Source organism: Geodermatophilus sp. URMC 60, from assembly GCF_053502585.1.
This window is the reverse complement of sequence record NZ_CP199958.1, coordinates 4,396,323-4,412,519: the sequence shown is the minus strand read 5'-3', so window position 1 is coordinate 4,412,519 and position 16,197 is coordinate 4,396,323. Positions and strand designations below refer to the sequence as shown.

The following is a 16,197-nucleotide window of genomic DNA, read 5'->3' as shown; positions in this document are numbered from 1 at the left end:
TCGATCTCAGGGAACTTGCTATCAAGGACCTTGAGACAACGAGACCGCCCCCGCACTCGACGAGGAGGCGCGATGGACCTGATCGCCGGACCGAACCCCGGTCTGGGCACCTGGCCCGCCCGCCGGGCCCGGATCTCCCCGGACCGCACCGCCGTGCTCGACCCCCGCCGGTCGCTCACCTACGCCGAGCTCGCCGACCGCACCGCGCGGTACGCCGGGGCGCTGCGCCGGCTCGGCGTCGGGCGGGGTGACCGGGTGGCCTACCTGGGCGTGAACGCCGTCGAGGTGTTCGAGACGTTCTTCGCCACCTGGCTGCTCGGCGCGATCGCGGTGCCGCTGAACTACCGCCTGTCCGGAGCGGAGATCCGCTACATGCTCGAGGACTCGGGCGCCTCGGTCCTCGTGCACAGTGGCGACGCGAGTGCCCTCGTCGCCGCAGCCGTGCCGCTGCCGGGCACGGTGCGCCACGTCCTCGCCGTGGACCCCGTGGACCGCCCGGTGGACGGCGCGGAGTTCGAGTCCGAGGTCGCCGCCGGTCCGACGCTCGAGGTCGAGCCGCAGGTGTCGCTGGACGACCCGGCGATCCTGCTCTACACGTCCGGCACCACCGGCCGACCCAAGGGCGCGGTCCTGACCCACGGCAACCTGACCTGGAACACGATCAACTACGTGGCGCACGTCGACGTGCTGAGCACCGACCGCGCGCTGTGCATCGCCCCGCTGTTCCACTGCGTCGGGCTCGGCCAGGTCACGCTGCCGACCCTGTTCAAGGGCGGCAGCGTCGAACTGGTCCCGAGGGTCGACCCCGGCCTGGTCCTGGAGCGGGTGTCCGCGGCGCGGATCACGAGCTTCTCGGCCGTGCCGACCATGCTCCAGATGATGTGCGAGCACCCGGCCTGGGACACGGCCGACCTCAGTTCGCTGGCCGTCGTCCAGTACGGCGGGTCGCCGGTGCAGGAACGGGTCGCCCGCGCCTGGCTGGACCGCGGAGTGCGGCTGCTGCAGGGCTACGGCATGACCGAGGCGTCTCCGGGGGTGTACATGAGCACCCACGACGGCACGGCGGCCCACCCGACGGCGGTGGGGGTCCCGCACTTCTTCACCGACGTCGCCCTGCTGCGCGACGGTCGCCCCACGCCGGTCGGCGGGGAGCCGGCGGAGTTGGTGGTGCGCGGGCCGCACGTCTTCGCCGGCTACTGGAACCGACCGGAGGACACCGCGGCGAGCTTCGTCGACGGGGGGTGGTTCGGCACAGGTGACGTGCTGCGCGTCGACGACAACGGCTGGGCGCACGTCGTCGACCGGGTGAAGGACATGTACATCTCGGGCGGGGAGAACGTGTACCCCGCGGAGGTGGAGGCCGTGGCGGTGCAGCTCGACGCGGTGGCCAGCTGCGCCGTGGTCGGACTGGCCGACCGCCGGTGGGGTGAGGTCGGCGTCGCCTACGTGCAGCTACGGGAGGGGGCGACGCTGACGGAGGCCGGGCTGCGCGCCCACCTCGAGGCCAACCTGGCCCGGTACAAGGTGCCGAAGTACGTGGAGTTCGTGCCGGAACTGCCGCGCAACGCCACCGGCAAGATCCGCCGGGTCGAGCTGCGACACCGCGCCGTCGAGGACCACCTGACCGCCGGAGGACACGGAGCCGCTGAGCCGGATCCGATCGAGCAGGCCGCGGCCGCGTCGCGGCGGCCGGAGGGAGCGTCATGACCAGCGCCGCCGAGCGGCCCGCCCAGGACCGGGTCCAGGCCCTGCTACCGCCGTCACTGCAGCTGGAGCGGCACGGTGAGGTGGCCGTGCTGCGGTTGACCCGCGCCGCCAAGCGCAACGCGCTCGACGACCCGACGGTGCTCGGGATCGAGGCGTTCTTCGCCGCCCCGCCGGACGGGGTGAAGGCCGTCGTGCTCGACGCGGAGGGTGAGCACTTCTGCGCCGGGCTGGACCTGTCGGAGCTGACCGAGCGGACCGCGTTCGAGGGCCTGGAGCACTCGCGGATGTGGCACCGGGCCTTCGAGCGGATGGAGCACGGGCGCATCCCGGTCGTCGCGGTGCTCAAGGGGGCGGTGATCGGGGGCGGGCTGGAGCTGGCGTCGGCCACCCACCTGCGGGTCGCCGAGCCGAGCGCGTTCTACGCGCTGCCCGAGGGGCAGCACGGCCTGTTCGTCGGCGGAGGCGGGTCGGTGCGCGTGCCGAGGCTGATCGGGGCGCACCGCATGGCCGACATGATGCTGACCGGGCGCGTCCTGGACGCTCAGGAGGGGCAGGCGCTCGGGCTGTCGCACTACCTGACCGGGCCGGGGGAGGGGCTTCCGCACGCCTTGGAGCTGGCGGAGAAGATCGCGGCCAACTCCCCGGTGACGAACTTCGCCGTGCTGCAGGCGCTGCCGCGGATCGCGGAAGCCAGCCCCGCGGAGGGCTACCTGATGGAGTCGCTGATGGCCGCCCTCGCGGGGAGCAGCGAGCAGGCCCAGGAGCGGATGCAGGCGTTCCTGCAGGGCAGAGGCGGCAAGGTGCAGCGGGGGGAGGGCGCGTGACCGCCGTCGAGACACCGGAGCAGCTGCGCCCGGTCGCCGCCGACGTGCGGGAGACCACCGAGATCGGCCGGTTCCTGCGCTGGCTCGAGCAGCAGCGCGGGCTCGCCCTCGATGGGTACGACGCGCTGCACCGCTGGTCGGTCGACGACCTGGAGGGGTTCTGGTCGGCAGTCGCGGAGTTCTTCGAGGTGCGCTTCGCGACGCCACCGGAGCGCGTGCTGGGCCGGCGGGGGATGCCCGGCGCCGAGTGGTTCCCGGGCGCGATGCTGAACTACGCCGAGCACGCCGTCGGGCTGCCCGAGGACGCGGACGAGCTCGCCGTGCTCGCCTACTCGCAGACCCGCGAGCGGCAGGAGCTCACCTGGGGTCAGCTGCGGGAGCAGGTGGCCCGCGCCCGTGCCGGGCTCCGGCGGCTCGGCGTCGGCCGCGGCGACCGCGTCGTGGCCTACCTGCCGAACATCCCCGAGACGCTGGTGGCGTTCCTGGCCACGGCGAGCCTCGGCGCGGTCTGGGCCAGCTGCGCCCCCGAGTTCGGGGCGCGCAGCGTCGTCGACCGGTTCGGCCAGATCGAACCGACCGTGCTGCTGGCCGTGGCCGGGTACGGCTACGGCGCCAAGGACGTCGACCGCCGCGAGCAGGTGGCGGAGATCAGGGCGGGACTGCCCACCGTGCGGCACGTCGTGCACGTCCCCTACGGAGGCAACGCCCTGCCCGACGCGCTCGGCTGGGACGAGCTGCTCGCCGAACCCGGCGAGCTCGTCTTCGACCCGGTGCCGTTCGCGCACCCGCTGTGCGTGCTCTTCTCCTCGGGCACCACCGGCAAGCCCAAGGCGATCGTGCACGGACACGGCGGGATCCTGCTGGAGCACCTGAAGAACCACGGCCTGAGCTGGGACCTGCACCCCGGCGACCGGATCCTCTGGTTCTCCACCACCGCGTGGATGATGTGGAACGCGCTGGTGTCGGCGCTGCTGGTGCGGGCGTCGATCGTGATGGTCGACGGCAACCCGCTGCACCCCGACCTCCGGTGGCAGTGGCAGCTCGCCGCCGAGACCAGGGCCACGCTGATGGGCGCCAGCCCCGGGTTCCTCATGGCCTGCCGCAAGGAGGGCGTGCGGCCGGCGGCGGAGTTCGACCTGTCGCGGATCCGGCAGATCGGGGCCGCGGGCAGCCCGCTGCCAGCGGAGGGCTACCGCTGGGTGGCCGAGCAGTTCGGCCCCGACGTGCTGCTCAACGTGGGCAGCGGCGGCACCGACGTGTGCTCCGGGATCGTGCAGGGCAGCCCGCTGCAGCCGGTGTGGGTGGGGGAGATCTCCGGCCCGTGCCTGGGCGTCGACGCCCAGGCGTTCGACGAGCAGGGGAACCCGGTCGTCGGCGAGCTGGGGGAGCTGGTGATCACCAGGCCGATGCCGTCCATGCCGGTCGGGTTCTGGGGCGACCCCGACGGCACGCGCTACCGGGACACCTACTTCGACGTCTATCCGGGGGTGTGGCGGCACGGCGACTGGGTGCGCTTCTCCGCGGCCGGCAGCGCGGTGATCGCCGGGCGCTCCGACGCGACGCTGAACCGCGGCGGGGTCCGGCTGGGCACCGCGGAGTTCTACCGGGTCGTCGAGGAGCTCCCCGAGGTCGTCGACAGCCTCGTCGTACACCTGGAGGACCCGGCCGGCGGCAACGGCGAGCTGCTGCTGTACGTGCAGCTGCGGCCCGGAGCCGTGCTGGACGACGCCCTGCGCCGCCGCATCACCACCGCGCTGCGCACCGAACTCTCGCCCCGGCACATCCCGGACGGCATCGCCGAGCTGCCGGTCATCCCACGCAACCGGACGGGCAAGAAGCTCGAGCTGCCGGCGAAGCGGATCCTGCTCGGCGCGGCGCTCGACGACGTGGCCAGCCGCGACGTCCTCGCCGACCCGACCGCGCTCGATCCCTTCGTCGGCCTCGCCGCCTCCCGGAGCGGGACGTGACCGTCCGGCGGGTGGCCGTGGTGGGCACCGGGGTGATCGGGGCCAGCTGGGCGGCGCACTTCCTCGCCCACGGCCTCGACGTCACCGCGACCGACCCGGCGCCCGGTGCGGAGGAGCGACTGCGGGCCGACGTCGCGGCGATCTGGCCGACGCTCACGCCCACCGAAGGCGGGTCGCCGGAGCGGCTGGCGTTCACCGCCGACCCCGCCGAGGCGGTCGCGGACGCCGACTTCGTCCAGGAGAACGGTCCGGAGCGCGAGGACGTCAAGCACGAGCTGTTCGCGGCGCTGGACGCCGCCGCACGGCCGGGGGTCGTGCTGGCGTCGAGCTCGTCGGGGATGCTGCCCAGCGTCATCGCCCGGGGCTGCCCGCAGCACCCCGAGCGGGTGGTCATCGGGCACCCGTTCAACCCGCCGCACCTGATCCCACTGGTCGAGGTGGTGCCGGGGGAGAGGACCTCGGAGCAGGCGGTCGAGGCCGCGCTGGCGTTCTACACGGCGGTCGGCAAGCGGCCGATCCGGCTGCGCCAGGAGCTGCCCGGGCACGTGGCCAACCGGCTGCAGGCGGCGTTGTGGCAGGAGGCCTACTCGCTGGTCGAGCGCGGCGTCGCCACGGTGGCTGACATCGACACCGCGATCGCCCACGGTCCGGGACTGCGGTGGGCGGTGCTCGGGCCGTTCGCGAACCAGCACCTGTCCGGCGGGCCTGGCGGGATCGCGCACGTCCTGGAGCACCTCGGACCGCCGACCGAGCGCTGGTGGCGCGACCTCGGGCAGGTCACGCTGACCCCGGAGCTGGTGGCCAAGATCGTGGCCGGCGTCGACGAGGAGCTGAACGGCGTCGACCCCTCCGAGCTGGTCGCCCGCCGCGACGCCGTGCTCGCCGCCCTGTTGGCCGCCAAGGCCCGGACCGAACTGTAGGAGGGCCCAGATGGATCTCGCCGCGCTGGACGCGATCGACGTGCACGTGCACGTGGAGCAGGACGCCCACGGCTGCTTCTCGCTCGACCAGGAGCTGATGGACGCATCGGCGAAGTACTTCCGCGCCGACCAGGACCGCACCCCGACCGTGGCGGCGATCGCGGAGCACTACCGCGCGCGCCGCACGGCCGCCGTGGTGTTCACCGTGGACGCCCCGGCCGGCACCGGGCACCCGGCGCTGTCGAGCGAGGAGATCGCCGAGCAGGCCGCCGAGCACGCCGACGTGCTGATCCCGTTCGGCTCGGTCGACCCGCACGCGGGCAAGGCGGCCGTCGCCCGGGCGCGGCGGCTGGTGACCGAGCACGGGGTGCGCGGCTTCAAGTTCCACCCCAGCCTGCAGGCGTTCGAGCCCAACGACCAGCGCTTCTATCCGCTCTACGAGGCCGTGGCGGAGCTCGGCGTACCTGCGCTGTTCCACACCGGACAGACCGGGATCGGCGCCGGGCTGCCCGGCGGGCGCGGCATCAAGCTGCGCTACTCCGACCCGATGCTGCTCGACGACGTCGCCGCCGACTTCCCCGACCTGACGGTCGTGCTGGCCCACCCCTCGGTGCCGTGGCAGGACCAGGCCATCTCGATCGCCACCCACAAGGCCAACGTCTACATCGACCTGTCCGGGTGGTCGCCGAAGTACTTCCCGCCGCAGCTGGTGAGGGCGGCCAACACGCTGCTCAAGCGCAAGGTGTTGTTCGGGTCGGACTTCCCGGTCATCACCCCGGACCGGTGGCGCGCCGACTTCGAGGGACTCGAGATCAAGGACGACGTCCGCCCGCTGATCCTCAAGGACAACGCCGCCGAGGTGCTCGGGCTCACCGACTGACACCCGCCGCGGAGACGGACCCGGGCTGCGGGCACGCACGCACAGGTGCCGGTGGTCATCCCCTCCGGGCATGACTTCCGGCACCCGCACGAAGCCTCGCCCGGTCCCTACGCTCCGCGCATGAGGTGGCGGCGATGATGTCCCGGGCCACGGAGAGGACCAGCGCGGTGGCCGCGCTGATCTCGGTCGTCACCGTGGGCGTGGTCGTGCTGCTGTCGGCGTTCGACCGCGAGCCGGGCTCCTCGCCCGCGCACCCGGCGTGGTGGTGGACCGCCTACCTGCTCTACCTGGTGGTCCTCCTCGTCGTCGACGAGTACCTGCCCCGGCCGCCCGGGATGACCGACGACGCGTTGGTCGTCGCGCTGGTCGTGCTCGGCATCGCCGTCTTCGCGCTGTACCCGGACCCGGGGTGGACCGCCATCCTGCTGGTCGTGACCGCCGCGACCGCGGCGTTCGTCTGGCAGCCGCGCGCCGTCGTCGCCGTCATCGCCCTCCAGACCATCGCTGTGGGGGTGGGCGTCGCACTCGGTGTGGCGACGAGGGGCTGGCCGGTCTCCGACGTCGTGCTGTCGGTGCTGGCGGACGGCAGCTTCCAGTTGTTCGCCGCGCTGCTGGTGCGAACGGCGAGGCGGGAGACGGAGGCCCGTCGCGACCTCGCCGTGGCCCATGCCGAGCTGCGCGCGGCGTCCACGCTGCTGGAGATCACGAGCCGGGACGCCGAACGGCTGCGCATCTCCCGCGATCTCCACGACGTCGTGGGGCACAAGCTCACCGCGCTCACCCTCGAGCTGGAGGTGGCCTCCCACCTCGTGGCCGGAGGAGGGGGTGAGCACGTGGCCCGGGCACGGACGATCGCCAAGGACCTGCTCGCCGACGTCCGGGCGACGGTCGGTCGGATGCGGGAGGGCCCGCACACGCTCGAACCCGTGCTCCGCTCGGTCGTGCGGGACGTGCCCGGCCTCGCGGTGTCCCTGCGCATGGTCGAGGCGGAACCCGTCGAGAGCGACCAGGCCCAGGTGGTGCTGCGCTGCGTCCAGGAGGCCGTCACCAACACGGTGCGGCACGCCGCGGCTGACCACCTGGACGTCGTCGTGCTCGCCGACGCCTCGGGCATCCGGGTCGAGATCCGGGACGACGGCCGCGGCACCGCAGCCGTCGTCCCGGGCAACGGTCTGACCGGGATGAGGGAACGGTTCGAGTCGCTCGGCGGCACCCTGCAGCTCTGCTCCGCTCCCGGTGCCGGCTTCGCTGCCGTCGGACACCTGCCGACGCGGGTCCCCGTGGGACGGTCGGCATGAGCGACGAGCCGGTGCGCGTGCTGCTCGTCGATGACCAGACCCTCGTGCGGCAGGGCATCCGGAGCCTGCTGGAACTCACCCAGGAGGTCGAGGTGGCCGCCGAGGGCGCCGACGGCGACGAAGCCCTGCGGCTGCTCGACGAGCACGAGGTCGACGTGCTGCTCCTCGACCTGCGCATGCCGGGCCGTGACGGGATCGCCACTCTGGAGGCCATGCGCGAGCGGGCGATCCGCGTCCCGGTGCTCGTGCTCACGACCTTCGACGACGAGGAACTCGTGCTCCGGGCCATGCTCGGCGGCGCCCGCGGCTACCTGCTCAAGGACGTCACCCTGGACCAGCTCGTCGGCGGGGTGCGGTCCGTCGCCTCGGGCGGCACCCTCCTCCAGCCGGCGCTCACCGAGCGACTGCTGCGCGCGATGGTCGAGCGGCCCGAGTGCATCGCAGGCATCGAGCGGCCGGAGCCGCTTACGCCCAGGGAACTGGACGTGTTGCGGCTGGCGGCTGCCGGCTGGTCCAACCGGGAGATCGCCCACGGGCTGCGTCTGGCCGAGGGGACGGTGAAGAACCACATGTCCAGCGTCCTGCTCAAGCTGGGAGTGCGGGATCGCACTCGGGCGGTCCTCCGCGCGCTCGAGATGGGGCTGCTCGCCCCGTGATCGACGGGCCGAGGTCCACCGCGGCCGTGATCGTCGTGCCGGAAGTCATGGCCTGGGGAGATGACCACCGGCACCTGTGCGCCGGAGTGCGGGCTCCTAGCGTCGTTCCCGCGGCACACGCCGCCAGGACGACCGGACAGAGGTCGTCGCGCGGACATGGAGGCTGTGACGTCGATGAGGATCCCTGTCACCGAGCACACTGCCCGCCCGTGGCGGATCCACGAGATCGCTGCCGACTTCGCCGTCGAGGACGTGTGGGCACACCGCACACCCGGCGCCGGGCCGGACGACTTCCCCGCCGTGCTGGCCGCGCTGCGGGCTGCCGGCGGGCTCGACGAGCACCCCCCGGTGGTCCGGTTCCTGTCCGCCGTGCGATGGAAGCTCGGCGCCCTGTTCGGCTGGGACGAGCCCGAGCAGGGCCTCGTGGGGCGGGTCGGGTCGCTGCGTGACCGGCTGCCCCCCGACCTGCGCCAGGACGCGGCCGGGGCGGCGGTGCCGAACACCCCGATCACCACGGTGTACGAGCTGCCTGACGAGTGCGCCATCGAGCTGGCCAACGAGACCGTCCGCGGCATCTGTCATCTGGGCTGGGTGCCGACCGACGACGGCGAGTACGAACTGCACATGGCGGCCCTGGTCAGACCCAACGGCCGGTTCGGCCGCGCACGCATGGCTGCGACCAAGCCGTTTCGCTACCTGATCGTCTACCCGGCACTGACCCGGAGATGGGAACGTGCGTGGCGGAATCGGGACAGGTCCTCCGGTCCCGGCGCGCGCACCACCGCCAGCACGGCCCGACACCCGGGAACAGCCGTGGTGCGGCAAGGGTCACGCAACCGCGATGAGCCCCGTCCTGCGGCTCCGCGTCACGAGTGCAGATCTCGGACGATCAGGTGGGCCGGCTGGCTCATCGCGCTCTACGGAACCGCGCACACGGTCGGCGCCCTGACGGTGGAAGGAGCCGCAGGCCACGCCGGAGCGTGGTTCAGCGGGGCGTTGTGGAGGGACGACCTCGCCGACATGAGCCCGGCCAACAGCGCGTACTGGCTGAGTGTGGACAGCTTCGGCGTGCCGTTGACCGTGGTCGGCCTGACGGTGCTGTGGCTGGACGGCCACGGCATCACGCCTCCGCCGTTCATCGCGTGGACGCTGGGGATCTGGACCGTGGTCGATGCCGTGGTCCTCCTGCCCACGCCCTGGCCGATCCTGCTGCTCGCGACCGTCCTGCTGCTGGCCGGGGCCCGCCGCGCCGAGCACCGCGACCACTCCGGGCCCCGCGCTCACACAACGCGATCCCTGCAGGAGTCCACGTCCTGATCGGGTCCACCACGAGGTCGCCGACGTCACGGGACAGGTCGTGCAGGCACCTGTCGCGAGGTCACGGACGACGAGGGCCAGCGCCTGGTCGCCCGTGAGCTGGGGAACACCGGCACACCGCCCTCGGCCTGGTCGCCTGGGCGTCTCCGGTGTCGTCCGCACCTCCCGGTGGCGGCGGGACGACCGACGAGCGGCCTCCGCTGGAGGCATCGGGTGCCGGCCGTGCCGCGTCGTCCACGGCTCCGGAGCGCGTCTCGTGACCCGTTGTGTCCAGCCTCGATGCGGGGGCCGCTGCCGTGACGTCCCGACTCCCGCTGGCGGCCGGCAGCGGGTCGTCGAGTCGCGCTGCACTCGCGGCCCAGGTCCTCGATGGAGGTTCGGAAGGCGACGTCGGTGACGTCGGTCCTCCAGTCCCGTCCTGGTTCGGCCCTCCTCGTTTGTTCGTCGTGCGCGCCGGCGTGCAGGCGTCCCTGGACCGGGAGGACCTCTCGGGACTCCTGGCGGTGGGGAAGCTGCTGCTGGGCCGGCCGCTGACGACCGCCGCCGTCGCGCTCCCCGGCCGCCGTCCGCCGCGCCACCCGACAGGTGCAACCGATCCGAGCGCATCTACCCGGGACCGCCCGCACCGACCTCCGAGGCCGGGAGCGGTGCATGTACCGGGTAGGGGTATATGGTCGACGGGGAGCACGGGACCAGAGTGGAGGAGGTCCGGGTCGTGCCAATTCTGCAGACGACGGCGGTGCTCGAGGTCGCCGGGGTGCACTGGGCCGCGGAGAAGGCGGTCACCGAGGACGTGCTCGGGCGGCGGCCGGGCGTGCTGGCCGTGGAGGCCGACCCGATCGCACAGACCGCGGTGGTCACCTACGACCCGGCGCAGACGTCCGTGGCCGAGCTCGCGGCTTGGCTACGCGGGTGCGGCCGGCACTGCGCCGGCCGGTCCGTCCCTGCCCACCGGACCATGACCGCCGCACCGACCGTGACTCTCGACCCCGTCCCGATCCGTGATCGGCTGCGAACGACCACACGGTGGCGTCAGATCGTTCCCTGGCAGGGACCCGCCACCCGAGTCGACGTTGCGCTGATGGGCGCGATCCTGGCGGTGGTGGCGCTCGGGCTGGTGTTGCGGCCGCTCAAGCCGTTCCTGCTCGCCTCGCACCCGGTGGCCCTGGAGTTCCTCACCGGCGACCTGACGGCCATCGGCGCCGCTGCAGCATTCGCCCGGATCGGCGAGGCCCCGCTCTGGCTGGTCGTCGTCGCCGGGGCGGTCGGCATGGTCAAACTCGACTGGCTCACCTGGTGGACCGGGCGGCAGTGGGGCGCGGGCATCATCAACATGTTCACCACGAGCGAGCGCGCCCAGCGTTTCGCCGCCCGGGCCACGGATCTGAACCCATGGATCCTCAGGGCCGCGGTCGTCCTCGCCGTCCTGCCCGGCGTTCCCACCGCGGTGGTCTACGCCTTGGCCGGCTGGGCCAGGATGCGCCTGGCCACTTTCCTCCTCCTCGACCTCGCGGGTGCCCTGCTGATGACCGGCCTCGTCGCGGGACTCGGCTACGGGCTCGGCCGGCGGGCGGTGGACCTCGTGCTGCTGGTCGACAGGTACGCGTCGGTGGTGAGCCTGGCGATGATCGGCCTGGCCGCGGTGATCCCCCTGATCAAGCGGCGCATCCGGCGGAACCGTTGAGCCCGAGCGCCATCCCGGCACTGCAGCCGGCCTTCGAGCCGGCCCGCCGGCCGCCCCGTTCGACGCCGTGCGCTCACTCACGAGGACATCCGCGCCCGTGTGCCGAGTCGGGCGGACCTCCGAGGCGATGTCCGCGGCATTCCCGCCAGCGTCGAGCCGGTCCGCCGCACGCGGGCTGCTCCGTCGCCTCTGCCGTGAGTGAGGCGACGGTCACCACCGGAGCGCCCGGTGCAGCCGGTCCGCGGCCCCGCGCTGCGTAGCGGCACCGCCGCGCTCTCGGTGTCCGCCGTGATGGCGGTGGACGAGTGGCCCAGGAGCCCCTGACGACCTTCGGGTGCGTGCCGCCGGCGGCAGGGAGCTCGCCGCCGAGTGCTCGAGGCGGAGGTTGACCGATCGTCCGCCTCGTCACGCCCGCGTGACACAGGGCGACCTCTACGAGGACTGTGTAAAGAGTCACGGGGAACTCTTGTCCTCCGAGAGGCCCTCTGGTTCCCTCATGTGAAGTCGGTCTCAAATGACGCAACACGGATCGAGGAGTGTCATGGAGCAACCGCGCAGTGAGCAACCCGCACCCTCCCGCCAACCGAGCCCGCCGGAGGCCGTGGGTGCAGATGAGACGTCATCCGGTGGCGCCGCCACGGCGGGGCAGGAGCGCCGTACCGTCGATGCCACCGACGTGACCGTGACCGGTACCCATCCGGCCATCGCCGAACCGCCACCGTGCGTCGCGGACCGGCACTGGGCCGTGGACCGGGTCCTGTTCGCCGTCGCCGCGGTCATGGCGCTGGGTTTCGTCGCCTGGGGCTTCGCGACTCCCACGGGCCTGGGCACCGTCAGTGGTTCGGTGCTCGGCTGGGTCACCGGCAATCTCGGCTGGCTGTTCGTGCTGCTGGCGTCGACGTTGGTGGTCTTCGTCATCTGGCTGGCGGCCGGCAAGTACGGGCGCATTCCGCTGGGCCGGGACGACGAGCAGCCGGAGTTCCGCACCATCTCCTGGATCGCGATGATGTTCAGCGCCGGCATGGGCATCGGGCTGATGTTCTACGGGGTCGCCGAGCCGCTGTCGCACTACGCCGCCCCACCGCCGCTGACGGTCGAGGCCGAGTCGTCCCAGGCCATCGAGACGGCGATGGCGACCACGCTGTTCCACTGGACGCTGCACCCGTGGGCGATGTACGCCGTCGTCGGGCTGGCGGTCGCCTACGGCACCTTCCGGCGGGGCCGCCGTCAGCTGATCAGCTCCGTCTTCGTCCCCCTGCTCGGCGAGCGGCGAGCCGCCGGCCCGGCCGGCCGGGTCATCGACGTCCTGGCCATCTTCGCGACGCTGTTCGGATCGGCGGCCTCCCTCGGCCTGGGTGCCCTGCAGATCGGCAGCGGGGTCGAGATCCTCGGCTGGGCGGGGGACGTCGGCAACGGCGTCCTGGTCGCGATCATCGCGATCCTGACCGCCGCGTTCGTCGCCTCGGCCGTCTCCGGCATCGAGCGCGGGATCCAGTGGCTGTCCAACACGAACATGGTCCTGGCCCTGCTGCTCGCGGTGTTCGTCTTCCTCGTCGGCCCGACGATCTTCATCCTCAACCTGTTGCCCGACGCGTTGGGCAGCTACTTCTCCGACCTCGGTGAGATGGCCGCGCGCACGGAGGCGACCGGAGGCGACCCGATGGCCACCTGGCTGCGTGGCTGGACGGTCTTCTACTGGGCCTGGTGGATCAGCTGGACGCCGTTCGTCGGCCTGTTCATCGCCCGGATCAGCCGCGGCCGGACCATCCGCCAGTTCGTCACGGGCGTGCTGCTCGTCCCCAGCCTGGTCAGTCTGCTGTGGTTCGCCGTGTTCGGCGGCGCCGGGATCGCCGCGCAGCGAGACGGCCTCGACGTCGCCGGCCAGGGCACCACGGAGGGGCAGCTCTTCGCCGTCCTGGAGCAGTACCCCCTGGCCACCGTCGCGACCGTGCTCGTGATGGTCCTCGTGGCGATCTTCTTCGTGTCCGGTGCGGACGCGGCCTCGATCGTCATGGGGTCGCTCTCGCAGCGCGGCACCCTGGAGCCCAGCCGTTGGGTCGTCGTCTTCTGGGGCGTGGTGATGGGCTCGGTCGCAGCGATCATGTTGCTCCTGGGCGACGAGGGTGCGGCCCTGACGGGGCTGCAGAACCTGACGATCATCGCGGCACTGCCCTTCGCCCTGGTGATGGCGGCGATGGCCGTGAGCCTGGTCAAGGACCTCCGCCGTGACCCGATCGTCCTGCGTGGCAACTACGCCACCCTGGCGATCGAGCAGGCCGTCGTCGACGGCATCACCCGCCACGGCGACGAGTTCGTCCTCGTCGTGGAGCGGACCCCGAGCCCGGCGGCACCGGACGCCGCGCCGGAGCGGCTGTTCCCGGAGGCGGGTGCCCAGCCGTCGGTCAGCCCCAACGGGAACTTCGTGGCGCCGGAGGGGACCTCGGCCGTCCATGCGCAGACCCAGCCCAGGGCGGGGGCCCTCGGCCGCCCACGGGACCCGCGCGACTGAGACGACCCCCTGTCCCCACCGGTCGAGGACCCCGTCCTCCTCACCCCTCGCACGCGCGGGGCGAGGCTCGGGACGAGGCCGGCGGCTCCAGGGGGCGGCCGGCGGGTGAGAGCCTCCCGGCACCGGCTGCGGCCTGCCGCTCCGGTGCCGGGAGGCTCCGCCGTGTCCGGGCGCCGGGCACCGACCGGGCCCGGTGGGGCCGGCACTGCCCGGTCGCGGCGCCGCGCGGTGTGCGACGTCGGGGATGGCGCGGTCGGCCGTCCCGAGGAGGGACTGGCACGACGGGCGCTGTCGTGGTCCTCCCCGGCCCTGCGGGGATGGCGACCGGGCGGTCGTCCGCCTGTGCGGGGCGAGCCGGCTGGGGCCCGACCGGGTCGGCGACGCGGTGCGGACCCGGCCCCTGCCGTTTCACTCGTGAGACATCCGCAGTCCGGACGACGCGGACTCCCCGCACCGGCGGGTCCCGGTGTGCCGCCAGGCCGGCCCGTGCACTCAGGGGCGACGCCGCCACCGCCTGCACGCCGGACGTCCCGGTCAGCCCGGCCGTGGGCGCTCGTGTGGGGCGCGGACACCGAGGCCGGAGGCCGGCTGTCGGCCGGTCGCCCGTGGCCGGGGGCGCGGGGGAGCAGCCCACCCCCGTGGGCGACCGGTGCCCGTGGACCACCGCAGCGAGCCCTGCCCGTGCACGTCCGGCTGTAGCGGGCAGGGCCCGGTGACCCGGTGGGCCGGGCGGGTGGATGCGTGAACCGCCGTCAGCGGTGCGGTGGCGGTCCGAGGGCGGGCGACCAGGGCGCCGGGCGGTCCCGCCGCGGCGGTCAGGGCCGGTCGGCTGTCAGGACGCGGTCGGCACGGCCGCGCGCAGCTGGCGGCGCCAGCGGGTGAACAGCCGGGGCTGGTTCATGCCGAGGACGGCGACGGGCTGTCCGTCGCGCTCGTAGACCACCAGGAAGCTGCGGTCGTCGCAGCTGCCCTCCACCACGCGGGCGACGTCGCCCTCGCGGCGCGACCCGGCGAACTGTATGCGGGCCCCGTACTGGTCGGACCAGAAGTAGGGCACGGGCGTCGGCACCGGACCCCCGGCGCCCAGGAGGGTGGCGACCGCGGTGGCCGGCTGCTCGAGCGCGTTGGTCCAGTGCTCGATGCGCACGTGCCGCTCGGCAGCGGTCGACCACGCCGCGGCGCAGTCGCCGACCGCGACCACGCCCGGGATGTTGGTGGCACCGCGCGCGTCGGTGAGGACGCCGTTGCCGAGGGCCACGCCGGAGTGGGCCAGCCACTCGATGTTGGGTGTGGCGCCGATGCCGACGACCACCACGTCGGCGGGCAGCCGCGTGCCGTCGGTGAGCTCGACGGCCTCGACCCTGCCGGCGCCGACGAGCCGCGCGACCCCGGTCCCGGTCAGCAGCCGGGTGCCGTGGTCGGCGTGCAACCCGGCGCAGACCGCGCCCATGTCGGCACCCAGCGGGCCGGCGAGCGGGACCGGCTGGGTCTCGACGACGGTGACCTCCAGCCCCAGCTTGCGGGCCGTGGCGGCGACCTCTGCCCCGATGAAGCCGGCGCCGATCACCACGAGACGACCGGCGGCGGCCAGGTCCTCGCGCAGCGCGATCGCGTCGTCCAGGGACCGCAGCACGTGCACGCCGTCGAGCCCCTCGCTGCCGGGGAGGCGCCGGGCCCGGGCGCCCGTGGCGAGGACGACGCCGTCGGCCCGGACCTCGGTGCCGTCGTGCAGCTGCACCGTGCGGCTGAGGTGGTCGAGGCCGACCGCGGGGCTGTGCAGCCGCCACTCGAGGTCGAGGTCCTCGTCGTCGGGTGCGCCCAGGGCGATGTCCTCCAGCGAGGCCGTGCCGGCCAGGAACTCCTTGGACAGGGGTGGGCGGTCGTAGGGGGCGTGCACCTCGTCGCCGATGACGACGATGCGGCCGTCGTAGGACTGGTCGCGGAGCGCCCGCGCAGCGGAGAGGCCGGCCAGGGAGGCCCCAACCACGGCGATCGTGGAGCTCACGCGATGCCGTCCGCGACGGTCCCCGCCTGCACGTACACCATGCCGTCCTGGACGACGACCTGGTGCGTGCGGACCGGCGTCTTGGCCGGCGGGCCGGAGACCTTCCCGGTCCGCAGGTCGAAGCACGAGGCGTGCAGGGGGCACTCCACCGAGCAGCCGTCGAGCCAGCCGTCGGCCAGCGAGGCGTCCTGGTGGGTGCACGTGTCGTCGATCGCGTAGAACTCGCCGTCGACGTTGAAGACCGCGATGGGCTCGTCGGCCTCGACTCGGGTCGCCTCGCCGGGCGGCAGCGCGGTCGTGGGACAGACCGGGATCATGGGTGCTCCTGGCTGACTGGCGTTGCGTCCTCCGCAACGATGTGCCTATAGCGCAACAAGCATGACTGGGCGCCGTGGTGGCGTCAAGAGGCGCGGCCCGGCCGGCGCGGTCG

General features: G+C 73.3%; 12 protein-coding genes. 10 read left to right on the top strand and 2 right to left on the bottom strand.

Annotated elements, in window-relative coordinates:
- Window positions 1-72: 72 nt before the first annotated feature.
- The 10 genes from ACWIX3_RS20735 (at window position 73) to ACWIX3_RS20690 (ending at window position 13,762) form a co-directional block, all read left to right on the top strand.
- Entirely contained in the window at window positions 73-1,707 is a 1,635-nt protein-coding gene (locus tag ACWIX3_RS20735) for an acyl-CoA synthetase (RefSeq protein ID WP_448609242.1), read from the top strand.
- Window positions 1,704-2,531, top strand: a complete 828-nt coding sequence (locus ACWIX3_RS20730; protein WP_448609241.1) for a crotonase/enoyl-CoA hydratase family protein — start codon at window positions 1,704-1,706, stop codon at window positions 2,529-2,531. The genes ACWIX3_RS20735 and ACWIX3_RS20730 overlap by 4 nt, the downstream gene beginning before the upstream one ends.
- Window positions 2,528-4,498: an acetoacetate--CoA ligase gene (locus ACWIX3_RS20725; protein ID WP_448609240.1), complete on the top strand. Its 1,971-nt coding sequence runs from the start codon at window positions 2,528-2,530 to the stop codon at window positions 4,496-4,498. The genes ACWIX3_RS20730 and ACWIX3_RS20725 overlap by 4 nt, the downstream gene beginning before the upstream one ends.
- Entirely contained in the window at window positions 4,495-5,418 is a 924-nt protein-coding gene (locus ACWIX3_RS20720) for a 3-hydroxyacyl-CoA dehydrogenase NAD-binding domain-containing protein (protein WP_448609239.1), read from the top strand. The genes ACWIX3_RS20725 and ACWIX3_RS20720 overlap by 4 nt, the downstream gene beginning before the upstream one ends.
- 10 nt (window positions 5,419-5,428) lie before the next feature.
- Entirely contained in the window at window positions 5,429-6,298 is an 870-nt protein-coding gene (gene couO, locus ACWIX3_RS20715; RefSeq protein ID WP_448609238.1) for a 4-hydroxyphenyl-beta-ketoacyl-CoA hydrolase, read from the top strand.
- A gap of 134 nt (window positions 6,299-6,432) precedes the next feature.
- Window positions 6,433-7,596: a histidine kinase gene (locus ACWIX3_RS20710; protein WP_448609237.1), complete on the top strand. Its 1,164-nt coding sequence runs from the start codon at window positions 6,433-6,435 to the stop codon at window positions 7,594-7,596.
- A complete protein-coding gene (locus ACWIX3_RS20705) occupies window positions 7,593-8,252 on the top strand; it encodes a response regulator (RefSeq protein WP_448609236.1) in 660 nt (219 codons plus the stop codon). The genes ACWIX3_RS20710 and ACWIX3_RS20705 overlap by 4 nt, the downstream gene beginning before the upstream one ends.
- 174 nt (window positions 8,253-8,426) lie before the next feature.
- A complete protein-coding gene (locus tag ACWIX3_RS20700) occupies window positions 8,427-9,569 on the top strand; it encodes a DUF2867 domain-containing protein (RefSeq protein ID WP_448609235.1) in 1,143 nt (380 codons plus the stop codon).
- A 697-nt stretch (window positions 9,570-10,266) separates the two neighbouring features.
- Window positions 10,267-11,253: a VTT domain-containing protein gene (locus ACWIX3_RS20695; protein ID WP_448609234.1), complete on the top strand. Its 987-nt coding sequence runs from the start codon at window positions 10,267-10,269 to the stop codon at window positions 11,251-11,253.
- A 676-nt stretch (window positions 11,254-11,929) separates the two neighbouring features.
- Window positions 11,930-13,762: a BCCT family transporter gene (locus ACWIX3_RS20690; RefSeq protein ID WP_448609233.1), complete on the top strand. Its 1,833-nt coding sequence runs from the start codon at window positions 11,930-11,932 to the stop codon at window positions 13,760-13,762.
- A gap of 832 nt (window positions 13,763-14,594) precedes the next feature.
- Here the strand turns inward: ACWIX3_RS20690 and ACWIX3_RS20685 are convergent.
- On the bottom strand, window positions 14,595-15,767 hold the full coding sequence (locus tag ACWIX3_RS20685) for an NAD(P)/FAD-dependent oxidoreductase (RefSeq protein WP_448609232.1): 1,173 nt from the start codon (window positions 15,765-15,767) through the stop codon (window positions 14,595-14,597).
- Entirely contained in the window at window positions 15,764-16,084 is a 321-nt protein-coding gene (locus ACWIX3_RS20680) for a bifunctional 3-phenylpropionate/cinnamic acid dioxygenase ferredoxin subunit (RefSeq protein WP_448609231.1), read from the bottom strand. The genes ACWIX3_RS20685 and ACWIX3_RS20680 overlap by 4 nt, the downstream gene beginning before the upstream one ends.
- Window positions 16,085-16,197 lie beyond the last annotated feature (113 nt).

Bases quoted from the DNA above. Each gene is read 5' to 3' on its own strand.
- ACWIX3_RS20730 (WP_448609241.1), top strand. From the start codon at position 1,704: ATGACCAGCGCCGCCGAGCGGCCCGCCCAGGACCGGGTCCAGGCCCTG.
- ACWIX3_RS20680 (WP_448609231.1), bottom strand. From the start codon at position 16,084: ATGATCCCGGTCTGTCCCACGACCGCGCTGCCGCCCGGCGAGGCGACC.
- couO (WP_448609238.1), top strand. From the start codon at position 5,429: ATGGATCTCGCCGCGCTGGACGCGATCGACGTGCACGTGCACGTGGAG.
- ACWIX3_RS20710 (WP_448609237.1), top strand. From the start codon at position 6,433: ATGATGTCCCGGGCCACGGAGAGGACCAGCGCGGTGGCCGCGCTGATC.
- ACWIX3_RS20735 (WP_448609242.1), top strand. From the start codon at position 73: ATGGACCTGATCGCCGGACCGAACCCCGGTCTGGGCACCTGGCCCGCC.
- ACWIX3_RS20705 (WP_448609236.1), top strand. From the start codon at position 7,593: ATGAGCGACGAGCCGGTGCGCGTGCTGCTCGTCGATGACCAGACCCTC.
- ACWIX3_RS20700 (WP_448609235.1), top strand. From the start codon at position 8,427: ATGAGGATCCCTGTCACCGAGCACACTGCCCGCCCGTGGCGGATCCAC.